Consider the following 17,707-nt stretch of genomic DNA (forward strand, 5'->3'; position numbering starts at 1 on the left):
TTTGTGGAATTCATGTTTAACCTAGTAGCAAGAAAAATGAATTGTACAACAACATTCTTCTCCTTATCTCTTACCCTTTAAAATAACTATTTTTTAAAAACAATACCAAACTATAACCTATAACTATCGAGTAACAAAATAAGCTCAAAAACAAAAAGATGTTATTATACCGGTCATCAATTTCTAATGCTTTACAAACAAAAAACACCCCTAATGAAAGTGTTCCAATTATCCTTAAAACCAGCCTTACTTGTTTCGTATTTATATCCATAATAATAAAAATTAGTGCTTATTGTGTAGCTTCTGCTCTCTCTTTTTCTTTGTAAGACATTGCACACAAATATATAAATAAAAATGTAAAACGTACTATACTAATCCGGAATAGAACTTCCTTGTTTTTTCCCAATCTTCTTTTACAAACACAAACACTTATCAATAAAAATCCCACAAACTTTAGCAGACTAAATCTGTGTCAATTTGTGGAATTTGTGTTTTATCTCTAATACTGATTAAGGCGCCGGATCCGGAATTATTGCCTGAACCGCATTTATCTCTGCTATAATTTCGTTCGATAACACTACGTCAATAGTGTCAATATTTTCTTTTAACTGTTCCATTGTTGTGGCTCCGATAATCGCACTGGTTAAAAACGGCTGCTGCAGCACAAATCCCATTGCCAATTCAGTTAAAGTCACACCATGCTTAATCGCAATTTCCTGATATAGTTTTGTAGCTTGTGTACATTGTTCGCTGTTGTAACGTGTATACTGCGGAAAAAGGTTGATTCTGGCATTTGGATGTGCTTCACCCGTTAAAAACTTACCGGTTAAAACCCCAAAGGCTAAAGGAGAATACGCTAATAATCCCACATTCTCGTACTTCGAAACTTCGGCAGAGCCCACCTCAAAAAGACGATTCAACAAGCTATACGGATTTTGAACGGTTTTAATCCTTGGCAAATTATGATACTTGCTTTCTTCTAAAAAACGCATCATTCCCCAGGCATTTTCGTTTGAAACCCCAATATGTTTTATTTTACCATCTTTGATTAAGCTGTCGAATGTTTCTAATACATCTCTGAAATTATCTTCCCACGCATCGTCATGACCATTAAAAGATCGCTGTCCAAAACAATTGGTTTTTCGCTCTGGCCAATGCATTTGATACAAATCGATATAATCTGTCTGCAAACGCTTTAAACTGTTCTCTAAAGCATACTTAATACTCGCCGGTGAGAAATCACCCTTTTCGCGCATGTAAGTAAACGCAGGGTTTGGCCCCGCTATTTTTGTGGCCAATACAACTTTATCACGGTTTCCTGATTTTTTAAACCAGGTACCTATAATTTTCTCTGTACTTCCGTAAGTTTCTTCACGCGCCGGAACGGAATACATTTCGGCAGTATCAAAAAAATTAACACCCCTCTCAAGAGCATAATCCATTTGCTGATGTCCTTCAGCTTCTGTGTTCTGTTGCCCGAAAGTCATCGTTCCGAGATTTATTTTGCTAACTTTTATGTCAGTATTGGGTAAAGTTGTGTATTTCATATTTTTTTAAGTTGCTAAGTCACTAAGAGACTAAGTTTCTAAGTTTTTCTTTAAAAGTCTAATAATTCAAAGATACGATGCTATTTCTCAAATAGAAATTTGACAAAAGTTAAAAAAATTACAAGATTTCTTTTAAGACTTCCGAAATATCGAGTTGCAAAAATTACAAGTCCTTTCTCTTATAACTAAAGAAGGTTCAAAGTAAAACTTTGAACCTTCCCATAAAAACCTTAGAAACTTAGCCCCACAGGACCTTAGCTCCTTAATTAATACTATTAAGCATCTCCGCGATTTCATCTAATCTTGGCGTTAAGATGATCTCAATTCTGCGATTCTTAGCCTTTCCTTCCGGAGTTGCATTACTTGCCAATGGAGAAAACTCACTACGACCTGCTGCTGTTAGCTTTTGCTTGTTGATTTTAGTGTTTTCACTTAAAATATTTACAATTGCGGTAGCTCTTTTGGTAGACAAATCCCAGTTATTTGTAATCGGCCCTGAACCTGCGTACGGGTCATCATCTGTGTGTCCTTCGATAAGAACTGAAAGATCCGGATTATCACCTAAAACCTTACCTAATTCAACGACTGCTTTTCTACCTTCGACACCAACGGCCCAGCTTCCTGAATTGAACAACAATTTGTTTTCCATCGAAACATATACTTTTCCGTTTTTCTGTTCTACGGTCAGACCTTTTCCTTCAAAACCATTTAAAGCTTTAGACAATGTCTCTTTCAATTTACGCATTGCTTCTTCTTTTGCTGCGATCATTGCTTCAAGTTCATTCAGGCGGTTTGCTGTTTTATCCAGTCGAGCCTGTTCATCAGCCAATTTTTTAGATTTTGACTCTAGTTGCGCCAACAGTTCACGGTTTTTAGCCATGTTACTTTCTAAAGCATCGTTACTGTTTTTCTCTAAAGCATTATAAGAATCCTGAAGTACTTTATATTTTTTCTGCTGAGCAGCCAGATCCGCTTTTTGTTTTTCAAGATCTGCTTTAGTTGCATTTAAATCTTTTGTTAAAGCATCACGGTCCAATTCTAACTGATTTTTTGATTTTTGCAAACTCTCATTTTCATCAGCAATGGAACGATTTTCTTTTTTGAGATCCGAATATTTGGTTTCAAGATCGTTGTAAATTTTCTTGGACACACAAGAAGTCATAGACATCGCTACAACCAATAATCCGATAGAGGCCTTTTTTATCATTTTTATTTTTATTTGGAGGGTATTAATACTAAAGTCAAAATTCAACACTAATGACAATGTCAATGTTTAAATTTAAACAGCAATTCATTCAACAATAACAATACCACTTTTACTCTATTTCAACTAAAACCGGACAATGATCCGAATGAACGGCATCCGGAAGAATCACAGCTCTTTTTAATCTATGCTCCAAAGAATTACTTACCAGATTATAGTCGATACGCCAGCCTTTGTTATTCCCACGGGCTCCTGCGCGATAACTCCACCATGAATAATGATGCGGATCTTTATTAAAATGACGGAAACTATCTACAAACCCGGATTTCATAAATCCATCTAACCAGGCACGCTCAGCAGGTAAAAAACCAGAAACAGTTTTGTTACGAACGGGATCGTGAATATCAATAGCTTCATGGCAAATATTATAATCACCACATATAATCAGATTCGGAATCGTTTGTTTTAACTCATTAATATAAGTTTGAAAATCATCCATAAACATAAATTTATGGTCCAATCTTTCAATATTAGTTCCTGACGGCAGGTACAGACTCATTACAGAGCAGTCGTCAAAATCGGCACGAAGGTTACGTCCTTCAAAGTCCATATGCTGAATTCCAGTCCCGTAAACCACATTATTTGGTTTTGTCTTAGATAAAATAGCCACACCACTATACCCTTTTTTAGTTGCCGGATAATAATATTGGTACGGATAACCAGCTGCAGTGATATCGTCAACCGGAATTTGTTCTTGCGTAGCTTTTATTTCCTGAAGACAAATCACATCTGGATTCGCTTGTTGCAGCCATTCGATAAACCCTTTGGTTATTGCGGCACGTATTCCGTTTACATTATAAGAAATAATTTTCATCAGCGTTTTTTTTAGGATTCCAAATGTAATAAAAAAGTGGAAAGTTTGCATTTGAAACAGCGAAAAGTAGAGTTTTTTGTTATCTTTGTTCGCTGCTCTAATAAATTAAAAATAGTACATGGGTTTAGTTACCGCGAAAGAAGTTGCAAAAGCGATAAATGTTGATAAGTACGGAGTTTTGGGTACTTTTTCGGGCTGGATTCTTATGAAAGTTCTTAAGATATCTACCCTTAATAAAATTTACGATCATAATAAGCATTTAGAGGATGTTGCTTTTTTAAACGGAATTTTGGATGAGATGGAAATCAAATTTGAAATTCCGGAAGAAGATTTAAAACGTTTACCGAAAGATGGCGCCTATATTACCATTTCAAATCACCCTCTGGGCGGAATTGACGGTATTTTGCTTTTGAAATTGATGCTTGAAAGAGAACCAAATTTTAAAATCATTGCCAACTTTTTACTACATAGAATTGTTCCGCTAAAAAAATACATCATGCCTGTCAATCCTTTTGAAAATCATAAGGATGCCAAATCAAGTGTGGTGGGGATTAAAGAAACCTTACGCCATTTAAGTGATGGAAAACCGTTGGGAATTTTCCCGGCCGGAGAGGTTTCGACTTACAAAGATGGAAAACTAGTGGTAGACAAACCATGGGAAGAAGGCGCTTTGAAGCTAATCAGAAAAGCCAAAGTTCCGGTTATACCTATTTACTTCCACGCCAAAAACAGTAAGTTGTTTTACTGGCTTTCTAAGATTGACGATACTTTACGTACTGCAAAATTGCCATCGGAATTACTAACGCAAAAAGATCGTGTTATTAAAGTTCGTATTGGAAAACCAATCTCGGTAAACGAACAAAACGAAATCGAATCTTTTGAGGACTATTCTGAGTTTTTAAGAAAGAAGACTTACATGCTCGCCAATCCATTTGAGAAAGACAGCAAATTATTAGACACCGCAAGTTTAAAAATCCCGAAAGCACCTAAAAAAATTGCAACACCGGCAAATGAATCGAAAATGATTGACGAAGTCAATGCGTTAAGAGAAAGCGATTGCAGGTTATTACAGAGTAAAAACTACGAAGTGTTTTTTGCCCGTGCAAAGTCGATCCCGAACATCTTACACGAAATTGGACGTTTACGCGAAATCACTTTTCGTGAAGTGGGTGAAGGAACCAACGAATCTATTGACTTAGATCAATACGACCAATACTATCACCACATGTTTTTGTGGGACGACGAAACCAAAAAAATTGCAGGTGCTTACCGAATGGGATTAGGTTCGGAAATCTATCCGAAACACGGTATTGAAGGTTTTTATCTAACGGATCTTTTCAGGTTTGAACCGGAATTACACGATATGATGCATAAATCGATCGAAATGGGTCGTGCTTTTATCATCAAAGAATATCAGCAAAAACCAATGCCTTTGTTCTTGTTGTGGAAAGGAATTATTCATACGACCTTACGTTATCCGGAACACAAGTATTTACTTGGCGGTGTAAGTATCAGTAATCAATTTTCTGACTTCTCAAAATCGTTGATGATTGAGTTCATGAAGTCTAACTATTACGATCCTTATATTGCTCAATACATTCACCCGAAAAAAGCATACAAAGTAAAATTAAAAGACGCTGACAAAGACTTTATCTTCGACGAAGCCGAATCTGATTTGAACAAGTTTGATAAGATTATTGACGAATTGGAACCTGGAAACTTACGTTTGCCTGTTTTAATTAAGAAATACATCAAGCAAAATGCCCGTGTAGTTGCTTTTAACGTTGATCCTTTGTTCAACAATGCCGTAGATGGTTTAATGTATATCAGAATAGCGGATATTCCTGAAAGTACCATGAAGCCTGTTATTGAAGAATTTCAGATAGAATTAGAACGCAAATTATCGGAGAAAGAAGATTAATTGCATCATCATACAAACAAAAAATCCCATCTTTAAAATGGGATTTTTTTATGCTTTAAAACGACTTAGAACCAGCCTTTTTGACCAACCTGATAAGTTTGATAAAACTCTTCATCAGTTCTTGTAAGATAGATTATTCCTTCTATAATACCTATTATACCTCCAATTCCGAATACAAATCCAAGAATAAGCTGGATAATTCCTTCCTTATTATATCCCAAATAGAATTTATGAATACCAAGAGCACCTAACAAAATTGCTAAGATTCCCGCAACTACTTTTTTATTCTCTTCACGACGAACCGGAGGATTATTCCAATGTTCTGTTTTACTGTTTTCCATTTTTATAGTGTTTTTTAGTTATGCTAATTCAACTTTATGAGGATGGAATTCTAAGGCTTAAAACCAAATCGACTGATGTAAAATATCATCAAAAGAACTTTCTCTAATAAAAAGAACCAATCGTATCAAATGATAAAAAGCTAAAAAGTAAGCCATATTGTAGGCTAATTTTCTATTGTACAAAAGCCCTGTAAAATATTCTTTTTTAGTAATAAGTTCAGTTATCAGTATAATGATGGTAAGCCAGCAGAACACAATAACAAAAGGCCCCAATATATGGTAACTAAGAGATTTATAGATGTCACCCTGATAGAAATAAACCAATGATTTGGTAATTCCGCAACCCGGACAAGGAAAACCGGTTACCATTTTAAAAGGACAAAATGACTGATCTGATTCCAGATGGTCATTATGATTGTCAAGCATTAAAAAAAACGGAACTATCAGTGTAATTGCTGCACCGATAATTCCGTAAATTTTACGTTTTGTTCTACTATTATTTGTATAATCTGTTGATATCACCTTGTACTATCATTGCTGCTGCAAAAGGGAAAAAGAACCCTAAAACAATTAATAAAGTTGATTGGTCTTTTTGAAGTTCCCCAGTTCTTTGATAAACTTTTGGCAATGCTTCTTTACCAGCCAAGTAATAAAAATAAATGTTTACAGGTGTACAACATCCTGCAAAAATTGCAATCGGCTGTGAGATAACTTCTTTACCTGCAACGGCATTTAAAACCTCAGATACTTTAATGTTCCAATAAATTAAGTATAATCCGCATGTTAAAAATCCAAAAAGCAACACCATAACAGGATCTACTTTGAATACCGGAATTGGTTCATTAAAATTATTAGACGTTTCTTTTAAATCGTTTTCCATTTTTACTAGTTAAAATTAATTGGTTATGTCCTACTCTTCGGATTTTCGGTTCCTCCCTATTTAGAAACAATATTATTAAAAATTAACTTTAAAAACTAATTATAGGCTAAAATTCTACAGAAAAGACTCGTTATTTAATTGTAAAAACAGTACTAAATCATTATTCTTCACCCATAAGACTATGTATGAAAGACCGCTTTTATTTTGTCTGCAATTACCTGCGCCAATCGTTCGTGGCTTTCAAAAGTCCAGCCGGCAATATGAGGCGTTAGCAAAGCATTTTTGGATTCCAATAAATATTTAAACGCCTCGGGAGTACTTTCTTCCTGAAATAAGGTCTCAAAAGATAATTTTTCATACTCCAAAACATCCAAACCGGCTCCCAATACTTTTTTAACTTTCATTGCTTCTACTAAATCTGCCGTTACAATGTTTTTACCGCGTGAGGTATTTATAATCCAAAATGGCTTTGCAAAAGCATTTATAAAATTTCCGTTAACCATTTTATCGGTTTCGGGAGTCCATGGAAGATGTAGACTCAGCACATCGCTTTTTTGCTGCAATTCTGCTAACGAAACCTGTTTTGCATTTTCATCTCCTACGTTATCTAAAATATCGTAACACAGTACTTCGGTCTCAAAGCCTCGAAGTTTTTTAGCAAATGCTTTTCCCATGTTTCCATAACCAATGATTCCAACCGTTTTACCATCAAGTTCATGACCCCGATTGCTCTCACGGTTCCAATGCCCTGCTTTTACTTCGGCATCTGCCTGATTCAGATTGTTAAACAACGACAAAATCACTCCAAGTGAATGTTCTGCAACCGCGTTGCGATTTCCCTCGGGAGCAGCAATCAAATGAATTCCTTTTGTTTCGGCATACTCGCAATCGATACTTTCTAAACCTGCTCCAACTCTGGCAATAAACTGTAAGTTGGCGGCATGATCCAAAAAAGTTTTGTCAATTTTAAAGCGACTCCGAATCACGATTCCGTTATAGTTTTGGATTTTTGCTTCAATTTCTTCTTTAGAAGATTTGAAGTCAGCGTAGTTTTCAAAACCGGCATCTTCCAACTGTTGCCATAAAATTGGATGATTGCTATCAATATGAAGAATTTTTATGCTCATTGTATGCTATTTTATAAAACAAAAATACAGCTTATTCTTTATTTAAGCCGTCCCTTAAGCATGCTGTTTCTACTATCTAATCTTAAAAAGTTTAAAATACAAATAGAAAAATTATTTTAAAGAAATTACCTACTTATTTGTTTCGGATTCCAAAACAAAAACATTCACCATTGGTATTAAAGCATTTAGACACTAAAGTTCTCAAAATCTTAACATTATCAAATTATTTAATTTCATACTTTTATGAATCATTTTAAATTTAGAAAATAACAGTCCCCATTTTGCTTCATCACACATTGAGTTTTAAATAAGCAATTATATTTTAATCAATTAAACATCAGTAATTATGGCAACAAAAGATTTAACTATTATTTTGGTTCACGGCGCTTGGGGAGATGGTTCACATTGGCAACATGTAATTCCGGGATTAGTAAAAGAGGGATATAAAGTACGAAGCGTTCAAAACCCATTGACTTCTTTACAAGATGATATTAATAAAACTCAGGATCTGATTGATGCACAGGAAGGAAAAGTACTTCTGGTGGGGCATTCTTACGGAGGAGCAGTAATCTCAGGTGCAGGGCATCATGACAAGGTTGTAGGTTTAGTTTATATAGCCGCATTTGCTCCTGATGCAGGAGATAGTCTGGGAGCCCTATTAGGACGCAGACCCGGATCAGGCGGAGCCAGTATTTATCCTGATCCAAAAGGTTTTTTATGGATCAAGTACGATGAGTTTCACGAAGCATTTGCTCAAGATCTGGACAAAGAGTCGACGCTGATCTTATCACTGGCACAAAAACCTATCCATGGCCAATGCTTTGGAGATATCGCAGGTGAACCGGCATGGAAAACAAAACCAAGTTGGTATCAAATTTCCAATTTCGACAATATGATTCCGCCAGAAACAGAAAAAGAAATGGCAGAGCGAATCAATCCTAAAAAAATCATTCGCTTAGATGCAGGACATGCCTCCTTGGCATCGCATCCTAAAGAAGTGACAGCCTTAATATTAGAAGCAGCAGCAACCCTCTAAAAAACACTCCAAACCGCCAATCAGATTGGCGGTTTTTTTTGGTTATAAGACAATCCTAAACCCCAACACCAAGCCTCTTAATTTTTTATTCGTTAGTTTTTTTTTAACTTTGAAAATATAAGCCTCAAAAAAATCGCTTCTAAATTCTCTGAACTTTAATAAAAATGAAATTAACAAAAACTTTTAAAGCCTTCTTCAACAACGAAAAATCAGGAGGACTACTCTTGCTTTTTGTCACTATAATATCTCTCTACCTCGCCAATTCGTCTTTTCAAACCGAATATATTGCTTTATGGGAAAAAGAAATCAACGGACATTCCATTACGCACTGGATTAATGATGGCCTGATGACTATTTTCTTTTTATTAATTGGGCTAGAGTTAGAAAGGGAGATTTATCACGGTGAATTGTCTAATATTAAAAATGCTTCTTTACCCATAGTGGCTGCCTTGGGTGGGATGCTGGTTCCTGCGGCTATTTTTCTGGTTTTAAATTTTGGAACAGCAACTCAAAACGGAGCAGGAATTCCAATGGCAACTGACATTGCTTTTGCAATTGGAATTTTATCTCTTTTAGGGAAGAAAGTTCCTTCGTCGCTAAAGGTTTTTTTAACGGCTTTAGCTGTTATTGATGATCTCGGTGCTATAATTGTTATTGCCATATTTTACACCACCTCAATAGCATTTGTAAATCTCGCAATTGCTCTGGGAATCTGGATCTTCTTATTTATACTGAACCGTATGAAAGTTCAAAACCTGATTCCGTATTTAATTGGAGGTGTCATAATGTGGTATTTCATGCTAAACTCAGGTGTTCACGCTACGATTACGGGTGTTATTTTGGCATTTGTAATTCCGTTTGGAAATGGTGACGAAAATTCCACTTCCTACAAACTGCAGCACTTTTTGCACAAACCTGTTGCCTTTTTCATCTTGCCTTTGTTTGCTGTTGCCAATACGTGCATCGCTATTCAATCAGACTGGCATGAAGGTTTAAATCACCCTAATACCTATGGAATCATTCTGGGCTTAGTGGTTGGTAAGCCTTTAGGAATTTTACTTTTCTCAGCTATTGGTGTAAGTCTTGGATTATGCAGTTTGCCTAAAAACTTAAAATGGGCTCATATTTTAGGTGCCGGCATGCTGGGCGGAATTGGTTTTACCATGTCTATTTTCATCACCATCCTAGCCTTTAAAGATCCGGAAACCATTATTTTCTCTAAAATCGCTATTCTGATCGCTTCTGTACTTTCGGGTCTTTTTGGATTAGTTTATCTTAAGTATACGGTAAGCAGAAAACATGTTTAAATTCCAATATTAAAAATTCCAAATTCCAACACTATTGATTAACGATACATTTCTTTGCAATAGAAATAACAAAAACCGAAATAGCATAAAAACAAAAATCCCAAATTCCAAGTTTTAGTAAATTGGAATTTGGGATTTTTAATATTGGAATTTCCTTGTCCTAACCCTTAATTTGTTTCAAAGAAGTCTTAATTCCTTTTATTAAAGACGAACTAAAACCGTTGTGTTCCATTTCGTTCAAACCTACAATTGTACAGCCCTGAGGCGTCGTAACACGGTCGATTAATTGTTCCGGATGGACTTTCTCCTCCAGTAACATTTTCGCTGCTCCTTTGACCGTTTGAGCCGCAATTGCTAAAGCAGTATTAGAATCAAATCCAATTTCAATACCTGCCTGCATAGAGGCGCGAATGTATCTAAGGGCATATGCGGTTCCGCAAGCACCAAGTACAGTTGCGGCATCCATTAATTTTTCATCGATAACAGGAGCAGTTCCCAGATCCTGAAACAAATCAACAATTGGCAATGCTTTTTCTCTGTCTTTTTCAGGAAAAGAGATGCAGGTCGCCGATTCACCAAATTGTGCTGCTATATTGGGCATAATTCGCACTACCGCAAATTCATTATTGGTTTTAGACTGAAGCATATCTAAAGATAGTCCGCTTACGGCCGAAGCAATTGTTTTTCCTTTTATAACCGGTAAAATTTCCGCCAAAACAACATCTACCTGATATGGTTTTATGGTTAAAATAACCACATCAGCTTCCTGAATAGTATGTTTATTATCCGAAGAAACCGTAATCCCAAACTCTGTTAAATACTGAATACTGGCCGTATTTCTTCTTGTGACGGTAACCTCGTTGTCTTTAGAGAATTTGGCAATTCCCAAGGCAATAGAAACCCCGAGATTCCCTCCGCCTATAATGTGTATTTTCATACTGGTTGTTTTTTGAATTATTTTTGGTTGATTAATAGCTCATTTTCCGCATGTAAATTACGTAGATTTTACAGATTTTAAATCACTGTAATCTATCAATTTGTGGCAAAAATCTAAAAGTCAGGAATCATTTCTGTTATTCTAAAAGGCTTATACTATCTAACAATTTGCTAAAGGAACGCGGATTAAAACGAATTTATTATTTTTAAAAATCCGTTTTAATCCGTGTTTTCGCGATAGCGAATCCGTTTAATCCGCGTTCCTCTATAGACAATATTAGTAAACAACTCTTTATCAAAATCGCAAGCGACTTTCTTGAGCTTTGTGGTCGCAATGAATAAATCTTGCACAAAATTTACGCATCTATATTATTCTTACAGCAACTTCCCTTTTAATAGCAAAGAAGCAATCGTAAAATAGATAACTAATCCCGTTACGTCAACTAAAGTAGCCACAAACGGCGCTGATGAAGTTGCGGGGTCCAGTTTAAGTTTTTTCAATAAAAAGGGTATCATAGATCCTGAAAGCGTTCCCCATAAAACAATAAAAACTAAAGAAAGAGAAACGGTCAAACCAATTGTTAACCAATGTTCTCCATATTCATAAAGACCGGTTTGCTGCCAAACCAGAATCCTGATAAAACCAACAATACCCAGAATAGCGCCCAATAAAAAACCTGATGCGATCTCTTTCTTCATTACATACCACCAGTCTTTTAAGGTAAGTTCTTTCAATGCCATGGCACGAATGATAAGAGTTGCTGCCTGTGAACCGGAATTACCTCCACTCGAAATAATAAGCGGAACAAATAAGGCTAAAACTACTGCTTTCTCAATTTCACCTTCAAAAAAGCCCATCGCCGAAGCTGTAAACATTTCACCGATAAACAAAACCACTAACCAAGTGGCTCTTTTTTTGACCATTTCGCCAAGACGTGTTTGAACGTATGGCAATTCAAGAGCTTCTAATCCCCCAAATTTCTGAATGTCTTCGGTATCTCTTTTCTCGATTTCGTCTTTTATGACGTCAATAATATCATCAATCGTAATTCGGCCCACTAAACGTCCTAGTTCGTCTACCACCGGAATTGCCTCCAGGTCGTACTTATCCATCATTCTGGCGACTTCAACATCAGGTGTTTCTACGTTTACAGAATACAATTTTCTAATATAGATATCTGAGATCTGCGTTTTGGTCGATGTTGTTAACAGATCTTTTAGCGACAATCTGCCTTTAAGTCTGTTTTCATCATCAACAACATAAATAGAATGCACTCTGGAAACATTTTCTGCCTGAATACGCATTTCTTTTACACAAGTCAATACGTTCCAGTTTTCGTTGACTTTCACCAACTCTTTGTGCATGATACCCCCGGCAGTATCTTCGTCGTAACGCAATAAATCAACGATTCCTTTTGCGTGTTCTACATCCTGAAGCTCCGAGATTACCTCTGCTTTTCTATCTTTTGAAAGTTCTCCAATAATATCTGCCGCATCATTGGTTTCAAGTTCATCCAGCTCTTCAGCGATTTCTTTTGGCGAAAGTCTGTTTAAGATTTGTTCACGCAAATCATCCTCTAATTCCAGAAGAATTTCGGCTGTTTTTTCGCTATCTAAAACTTTAAAAATATAAGTCGCTTCATCAATGTCAATTTCATCCAGAATTTCAGCGAAATCCGCATGGTGCATGTCATTTAATAAAACTTCAAGCTCCTTATTATTTTTAGCTTGGATGAGTTGAGCAATTTTTTTAATTAGCTCTTTACTGATTTTAAACTCCATCGGCTTCTATTTTTTGAGTCAAAGCAATAAATTCTTCTACACTAAGTTGCTCAGGACGTTTATCAAAGATAGTGTCTTCTCGCAACTTATCGGTTAAATTTAATGTTTTCAAACTGTTACGTAATGTTTTTCGTCTTTGCTGAAAAGCCGTTTTCACTACTGTGAAAAACAACTTTTCTCCGCATGGAAGGCTATAGTCTTCCTTTCGGGTCATTTTCATCACACCCGATTTCACCTTGGGCGGAGGAATAAAAACGTTTTCATCTACCGTAAACAGATACTCAGTAGTATAGAAAGCCTGAGCCAAAACGGATAAGATTCCGTATGCTTTTGAGCCTTTTTTCTCGCAGATTCGTTCTGCAACTTCTTTTTGAAACATCCCCGAAAACTCCGGAATCTGATGTTTAAATTCTAAAGTTCTAAAAACAATCTGTGTTGAAATATTATAAGGGAAGTTTCCAATAATAGCAAATTGTTTGTTCTCGTAAACCTCGTTAATATTGTATTTCAGGAAATCCTGAGAGATAATTTTATCTTTTAATTTTGGATAATTTTCACCTAAATACGCCACTGATTCAGTATCAATCTCGATCACATGTGTATTAATTGGTTTGTCAAGCAAATACTTAGTCAACACACCCATCCCCGGTCCTATTTCTAAAACCTCATCATATCCGTTAAGGCTTAAGGTATCTGCAATTGCTTTGGCGATACTTTCATCCTTCAGGAAGTGTTGTCCTAAATGTTTTTTGGCTTTTACTTTTTCCATTTTCTTTTTTTGTTTCCTGCTCTTATTAATTAACTTACGTATACTTTAATAAGCAGATCCAATATTATCATTCATGAACATATATTGAAAATGAACAACTTCAAACTGAATTTTTTCTAAACTTGTCAGCAGCCCAATATTAGCTTTGTAGCCAAATTTAAAGTTTAAATAATTTATCTTTTCATCTTTCTTATTTACAAACATTTTATTTGTATTAAATGTTTCATTATATTCTTTAAAACTAGCATAACGTTTTGAAGATATAATTACTTTATTCTGTTTATAAAAAAGATCTATCTTATTTTTTAATATAGTATATTTTTGTTTGACGAATTCATCATAAAGTGCTGTGTCGTTCGTTACAAAACAATCTTCTTCAGAGATTCCTGACTTAATCTCATCTATATAATCATTAATTTCATTACCACTAGAATAAATCTGTGTTGCAAAACCGGCTATTAGCCCAAAGTCTTTAGGCTGCTCCTCGTTTTTTACTTTTATAACTTCATATTTAGATTCCGCAATATTTTTTAAGATTTCTTTCGAAGTCTTTTCAATTTCTCTAAATTCATTAAATTGTAAAATGATAGAAGTTGACTCTTCCTCTTTGCTTTGGCAGCAAACATTGAGACTTAACAACAAGAATAAAACAAGTTTTATTTGTAGGTTTTTCATAAAAAAATTAGGTAGACAAGCACAATTAAAAATTAATTTTTGCAAATATACTTCTTTTAATTATTCAGAAAGACCTAATGATTCTAATTGGACATTTAATCTAACTGAAAACTGAAAATTAATGTTCCGAAATCACTTCTAACTCTGTTCTGAAAGAAAGCATTTTATCTGCAAACAATCCTAGTGCTTCTTTATGAAACCCTGGTTCATCTTCGATATAATAACGCTCCAGAGTTTCTTTACTGTCTGTAACATATTGAACAGAATACGTAATTCCGCCCATTTCTTCCTCTATCATTACTCTGACAATTCTTGCCGAAGAAAACTTCTGTGTAGCTAAAATTTCAGGTATGTGTTTTTCCTGCATCCACTTTAACCACTGGTCATGAACGCTCTCGTGTATATTCGTGGTAACGTTGTAAATAATCATTCTCTTTAAAGGTTCTGAGATTCTAAGATTCTAAGGTTCTGAGTTTTTTTATCTACTAAATCCTTAAAACAAATCATCATATTGCTAATTCTCTTTTTTTTTGGAATTTGGAATTTGCTTTTTGGCATTTACAAATTCTTGTCTCCTCTTAACTGTCGGTATTTCTTTCTCGCATCAACAAAATAGATACTATCCTGATGATTAAAAATTACCTTCTCATATAATGGCTTAGCCTTTTTTGCGTCATGCAGTTCATCGTCGTAAATTTCTGCCGAGAAAAACAAAGCTTCATCTACATAAATTCCGTCACCGTGATGGTCAATAATCTGTTGATACTGCGCCAAAGCTGAATTGTAATCCTTCAGACTTTCGTAAATTTTACCTAAACGCAACATTGTAACAGCTTCTATTTCCTGTCCTTTAAAACTTTTCAATATCCCCTGAAACTGAGCAATTGCTTCCTGCTTTTTGTTCTGATACATTAAAAAATCACCTTTAGCAAACTGCTTTAGCGCGGTTTGTGTTGAATCGGCAACCGTATTATCGTTAATCAGTAAAAAATACTCCAGCGCATCATTGGCAATTAATTGCGTATTTGCCGCTTTCAATTCTTTAAACTGTTTCAAAGCCCATTCGAAATCGCCTTTATAATAACTCGTTTTCGCCGCTTTTAAACTCGCTTCATGCGCCATTACATCATTCTTTAAATCCAATTGAATTTGCGAATAATAAATCAAGGCCTGATTGAACTTCTCTTCTAAAAGCAGGATGTCTGCCAACTCCATCTTTGCATCAGCCTGCTGATAAGCATTCAAATTTAACTCCAGCGCTTTCTTAATAATTTCCTTGGCCTCTTCGGTCTTTTTAAGATTAAAACCCAGGAAATGCGCCTGAATTATTTGCAAAGATAAGGTAAAAGGAGTTATTTCATAGGTTGTAAGTAATTGTTGTAACTCAGTACTGATAATTGTATAGTCTTTTTCCTGCGCTTTATCGATTTTAATTTGCATCAGAGACGAATTTGTCTGAATGAGCAAATCAAGATCCTTGGTGTTTAGAAGGATAAAATTCAGGATTTCTTCTGCTGTTTCGGTGTCATCCTCATTCAATGCAAACTGCCCTAAATTAACAATGCTCGAGAGCGATTCAGGTTCTCGTTTGTAAATTGCTTTTTCCTGAATGAAAGCTTTACCGAATTCTTTCTGTTGTACATAAAACCAGCTTAGGTAATGATTCCAGAACACATCCTGATCTTTTTGTGTTTTCAAAATCAATGCTTTACGCATGGCGTCTTTAAAAGCAGTATTATCGGTTTCGCCATTCATGAAACGAGATAACTGTGTCTGAATTAAATTGGCATTCTGCGGGTTCTTATACGACTCCGTCAGTAAAAGATCAATCATCTGATCGGTCTTCCCTAACTGCCCGTACAACATTCCGATTTGAAAATTGAAATTATAATTAGGCTGCACTAGCATTGCCGTTTCATAAGCGCGTAAAGCGTATTCCAACAATACTTTTTTCTCAAAAGAATTACCCACTCCATAAACATCATTCGGATTGGTTTTGATTTTTTCGATCGCCTGTTCGTAGTAACTTTTGGCTTTGGCATCGTTTTTTTGCAGTTGAAAATTATACCCCAACTCTACTAAAAAAACGCCTTGTTTGTATTTGTTGTAACGATCCTGAATTACTTTTTGCGCTACATCAAATTGCTGTAACTGCTGATAACAATCGATCGTCCTTAAAAAGTACTGTGTATTGGACGGCGCACTATTTAAAAGCTCTTCGTAACTGATTTTAGCTTTTTCAAAATCACCTTTATCGTAATAATACTGCGCAAGCTGTTCATTCTGTGAAAATGCGAAAGTAGACCAGAACAAAACAATATAGATGATGATGTTTTTCATATTTTAGCTTTTTTTTCAGTATTCATTCGCAGTTCTCACTTGTAGTGTTCAGTCACGGTTTACAGTTGCATTATTCCGTATAAACTGAAACTGAAGACTGCGACTGTAAACTAAATAAGAACATTCTTCTTAGACTTCCAAACAATCAATCCTAAACCAATCAGAATAAAAGGAATACTCAGTATTTGTCCCATATTAATTGGCATACTATTCTCGAAGGCTTCCTGATTCTCCTTGAAAAACTCAATTATAAATCTGGCAAGAAACAATAATATTAAGAAGTATCCGAAGATCAATCCGTCAGCTTTTCGAATTTTCTCTGACTTGTACATCGCATACAAAATTACAAAAATCAACAGATAAGCAAATGCTTCATACAGCTGTGTTGGATGTCTTGGGATCATATCATCTCTTTGAAAAACAACACCCCAGTTTCCATTGGTTGGTTTTCCATAAATTTCAGAATTCATAAAATTCCCAAATCTGATAAAAGCTCCCGTAACCGGAACCCCAATTGCCATTTTATCTAAAAGCCATAAAAACTTAACTTTATATTTTCGACAATACAAAACCATTGCAATTAAAACACCTATTGACCCTCCATGACTTGCCAGACCTTGATATCCAACAAACTTATAAACCCCAGCCACTTTCTGAATGGGTAGCAGAATCTCTATCGGATGTTGTAAAAAATAGGATGGCTCATAAAAAAAGCAATGCCCTAATCGTGCTCCCAAAATTGTCCCAACAATTACATAAACGAGTAAACTATCGAGATTGTCCAGCGAAAGATTTTCTTTTTTGTAAATGTTTCGTACAATAGCGTAGCCCAGTAATAACCCACAGGCAAAAAAAGCACCATAATATTTCAACGGAAAACTATCTGTTATCCAAAAAATAACGGGATCTACGTCCCAATTCAAAATCCCATTCATCTTCCACTTTTTTTAGTATTCAGTCGCAGTCAC

The 17,707-nt window shown here is 35.4% G+C and carries 17 protein-coding genes; 3 read left to right on the plus strand and 14 right to left on the minus strand.

What is annotated here, in order from left to right; all coding sequences use genetic code 11:
- Positions 1–509: 509 nt before the first annotated feature.
- The 3 genes from OGZ34_RS03940 to OGZ34_RS03950 form a co-directional block, all read right to left on the minus strand.
- Entirely contained in the window at positions 510–1,547 is a 1,038-nt protein-coding gene (locus OGZ34_RS03940) for an NADP(H)-dependent aldo-keto reductase (protein ID WP_263362208.1), read from the minus strand.
- Positions 1,548–1,809: 262 nt separating this feature from the next.
- A complete protein-coding gene (locus tag OGZ34_RS03945; RefSeq protein ID WP_263362209.1) occupies positions 1,810–2,754 on the minus strand; it encodes an OmpA/MotB family protein in 945 nt (314 codons plus the stop codon).
- A 109-nt stretch (positions 2,755–2,863) separates the two neighbouring features.
- Entirely contained in the window at positions 2,864–3,625 is a 762-nt protein-coding gene (locus OGZ34_RS03950; RefSeq protein ID WP_263362210.1) for an exodeoxyribonuclease III, read from the minus strand.
- 118 nt (positions 3,626–3,743) lie between these two features.
- Here OGZ34_RS03950 and OGZ34_RS03955 point away from each other — a divergent pair, with 118 nt between their 5' ends.
- Positions 3,744–5,546, plus strand: a complete 1,803-nt coding sequence (locus OGZ34_RS03955) for a GNAT family N-acyltransferase (RefSeq protein WP_173964640.1) — start codon at positions 3,744–3,746, stop codon at positions 5,544–5,546.
- Positions 5,547–5,611: 65 nt separating this feature from the next.
- On the opposite strand, the gene OGZ34_RS03960 is transcribed toward OGZ34_RS03955, so the two are convergent.
- From OGZ34_RS03960 to OGZ34_RS03975, 4 genes are all read right to left on the minus strand, one after another.
- Positions 5,612–5,887, minus strand: coding sequence for a TM2 domain-containing protein (locus OGZ34_RS03960; protein ID WP_173964639.1), 276 nt, complete (start codon positions 5,885–5,887; stop codon positions 5,612–5,614).
- Positions 5,888–5,944: 57 nt separating this feature from the next.
- Positions 5,945–6,409: a DUF2752 domain-containing protein gene (locus OGZ34_RS03965; RefSeq protein WP_263362211.1), complete on the minus strand. Its 465-nt coding sequence runs from the start codon at positions 6,407–6,409 to the stop codon at positions 5,945–5,947.
- On the minus strand, positions 6,384–6,767 hold the full coding sequence (locus OGZ34_RS03970) for a DUF4234 domain-containing protein (RefSeq protein WP_173964637.1): 384 nt from the start codon (positions 6,765–6,767) through the stop codon (positions 6,384–6,386). Before OGZ34_RS03970 ends, OGZ34_RS03965 begins: the two co-directional genes overlap by 26 nt.
- A 179-nt stretch (positions 6,768–6,946) precedes the next feature.
- Positions 6,947–7,894, minus strand: coding sequence for a 2-hydroxyacid dehydrogenase (locus OGZ34_RS03975; RefSeq protein ID WP_263362212.1), 948 nt, complete (start codon positions 7,892–7,894; stop codon positions 6,947–6,949).
- Positions 7,895–8,240: 346 nt separating this feature from the next.
- Between OGZ34_RS03975 and OGZ34_RS03980 the strand changes: the two genes are divergently transcribed.
- Together OGZ34_RS03980 and nhaA are read left to right on the plus strand one after the other, a co-directional pair.
- Positions 8,241–8,930 carry an alpha/beta hydrolase gene (locus OGZ34_RS03980; RefSeq protein ID WP_173964635.1) on the plus strand — a complete coding sequence of 230 codons (690 nt, stop codon included), beginning with the start codon at positions 8,241–8,243 and terminating at the stop codon, positions 8,928–8,930.
- 164 nt (positions 8,931–9,094) lie between these two features.
- The gene (gene nhaA / locus OGZ34_RS03985) at positions 9,095–10,237 is read left to right on the plus strand and encodes a Na+/H+ antiporter NhaA (RefSeq protein ID WP_263362213.1); all 1,143 of its coding nucleotides are present in this window, start codon (positions 9,095–9,097) and stop codon (positions 10,235–10,237) included.
- A 160-nt stretch (positions 10,238–10,397) separates the two neighbouring features.
- On the opposite strand, the gene proC is transcribed toward nhaA, so the two are convergent.
- The 7 genes from proC to lgt form a co-directional block, all read right to left on the minus strand.
- Positions 10,398–11,174: a pyrroline-5-carboxylate reductase gene (proC, locus tag OGZ34_RS03990; protein WP_263362214.1), complete on the minus strand. Its 777-nt coding sequence runs from the start codon at positions 11,172–11,174 to the stop codon at positions 10,398–10,400.
- A 374-nt stretch (positions 11,175–11,548) separates the two neighbouring features.
- Positions 11,549–12,955: a magnesium transporter gene (gene mgtE / locus OGZ34_RS03995; protein WP_173964632.1), complete on the minus strand. Its 1,407-nt coding sequence runs from the start codon at positions 12,953–12,955 to the stop codon at positions 11,549–11,551.
- The gene (gene rsmA, locus OGZ34_RS04000) at positions 12,945–13,724 is read right to left on the minus strand and encodes a 16S rRNA (adenine(1518)-N(6)/adenine(1519)-N(6))-dimethyltransferase RsmA (protein WP_173964631.1); all 780 of its coding nucleotides are present in this window, start codon (positions 13,722–13,724) and stop codon (positions 12,945–12,947) included. The genes mgtE and rsmA overlap by 11 nt, the downstream gene beginning before the upstream one ends.
- 45 nt (positions 13,725–13,769) lie before the next feature.
- Positions 13,770–14,399 (minus strand): hypothetical protein, encoded by a 630-nt coding sequence (locus OGZ34_RS04005; protein ID WP_217427683.1) that lies wholly within the window; start codon positions 14,397–14,399, stop codon positions 13,770–13,772.
- Positions 14,400–14,517: 118 nt separating this feature from the next.
- Positions 14,518–14,829 carry a DUF4286 family protein gene (locus tag OGZ34_RS04010; RefSeq protein ID WP_173964629.1) on the minus strand — a complete coding sequence of 104 codons (312 nt, stop codon included), beginning with the start codon at positions 14,827–14,829 and terminating at the stop codon, positions 14,518–14,520.
- A gap of 128 nt (positions 14,830–14,957) precedes the next feature.
- A complete protein-coding gene (locus OGZ34_RS04015; RefSeq protein ID WP_263362215.1) occupies positions 14,958–16,739 on the minus strand; it encodes a tetratricopeptide repeat protein in 1,782 nt (593 codons plus the stop codon).
- A gap of 110 nt (positions 16,740–16,849) precedes the next feature.
- Entirely contained in the window at positions 16,850–17,674 is an 825-nt protein-coding gene (lgt, locus tag OGZ34_RS04020; protein WP_173964627.1) for a prolipoprotein diacylglyceryl transferase, read from the minus strand.
- Positions 17,675–17,707: the final 33 nt, after the last annotated feature.

The sequence above is a fragment of the Flavobacterium collinsii genome (genome assembly GCF_946903285.1).
In the GTDB taxonomy this organism is placed as follows: domain Bacteria; phylum Bacteroidota; class Bacteroidia; order Flavobacteriales; family Flavobacteriaceae; genus Flavobacterium; species Flavobacterium collinsii.

Coding starts and splice junctions, on each gene's coding strand:
- OGZ34_RS03960 (WP_173964639.1), bottom strand. CDS start 5,887: ATGGAAAACAGTAAAACAGAACATTGGAATAATCCTCCGGTTCGTCGT.
- lgt (WP_173964627.1), bottom strand. CDS start 17,674: ATGAATGGGATTTTGAATTGGGACGTAGATCCCGTTATTTTTTGGATA.
- OGZ34_RS03980 (WP_173964635.1), top strand. CDS start 8,241: ATGGCAACAAAAGATTTAACTATTATTTTGGTTCACGGCGCTTGGGGA.
- OGZ34_RS03950 (WP_263362210.1), bottom strand. CDS start 3,625: ATGAAAATTATTTCTTATAATGTAAACGGAATACGTGCCGCAATAACC.
- proC (WP_263362214.1), bottom strand. CDS start 11,174: ATGAAAATACACATTATAGGCGGAGGGAATCTCGGGGTTTCTATTGCC.
- OGZ34_RS03945 (WP_263362209.1), bottom strand. CDS start 2,754: ATGATAAAAAAGGCCTCTATCGGATTATTGGTTGTAGCGATGTCTATG.
- OGZ34_RS03975 (WP_263362212.1), bottom strand. CDS start 7,894: ATGAGCATAAAAATTCTTCATATTGATAGCAATCATCCAATTTTATGG.
- rsmA (WP_173964631.1), bottom strand. CDS start 13,724: ATGGAAAAAGTAAAAGCCAAAAAACATTTAGGACAACACTTCCTGAAG.
- mgtE (WP_173964632.1), bottom strand. CDS start 12,955: ATGGAGTTTAAAATCAGTAAAGAGCTAATTAAAAAAATTGCTCAACTC.
- OGZ34_RS03940 (WP_263362208.1), bottom strand. CDS start 1,547: ATGAAATACACAACTTTACCCAATACTGACATAAAAGTTAGCAAAATA.
- OGZ34_RS03955 (WP_173964640.1), top strand. CDS start 3,744: ATGGGTTTAGTTACCGCGAAAGAAGTTGCAAAAGCGATAAATGTTGAT.
- OGZ34_RS04010 (WP_173964629.1), bottom strand. CDS start 14,829: ATGATTATTTACAACGTTACCACGAATATACACGAGAGCGTTCATGAC.
- OGZ34_RS03970 (WP_173964637.1), bottom strand. CDS start 6,767: ATGGAAAACGATTTAAAAGAAACGTCTAATAATTTTAATGAACCAATT.
- nhaA (WP_263362213.1), top strand. CDS start 9,095: ATGAAATTAACAAAAACTTTTAAAGCCTTCTTCAACAACGAAAAATCA.
- OGZ34_RS04015 (WP_263362215.1), bottom strand. CDS start 16,739: ATGAAAAACATCATCATCTATATTGTTTTGTTCTGGTCTACTTTCGCA.
- OGZ34_RS04005 (WP_217427683.1), bottom strand. CDS start 14,399: ATGAAAAACCTACAAATAAAACTTGTTTTATTCTTGTTGTTAAGTCTC.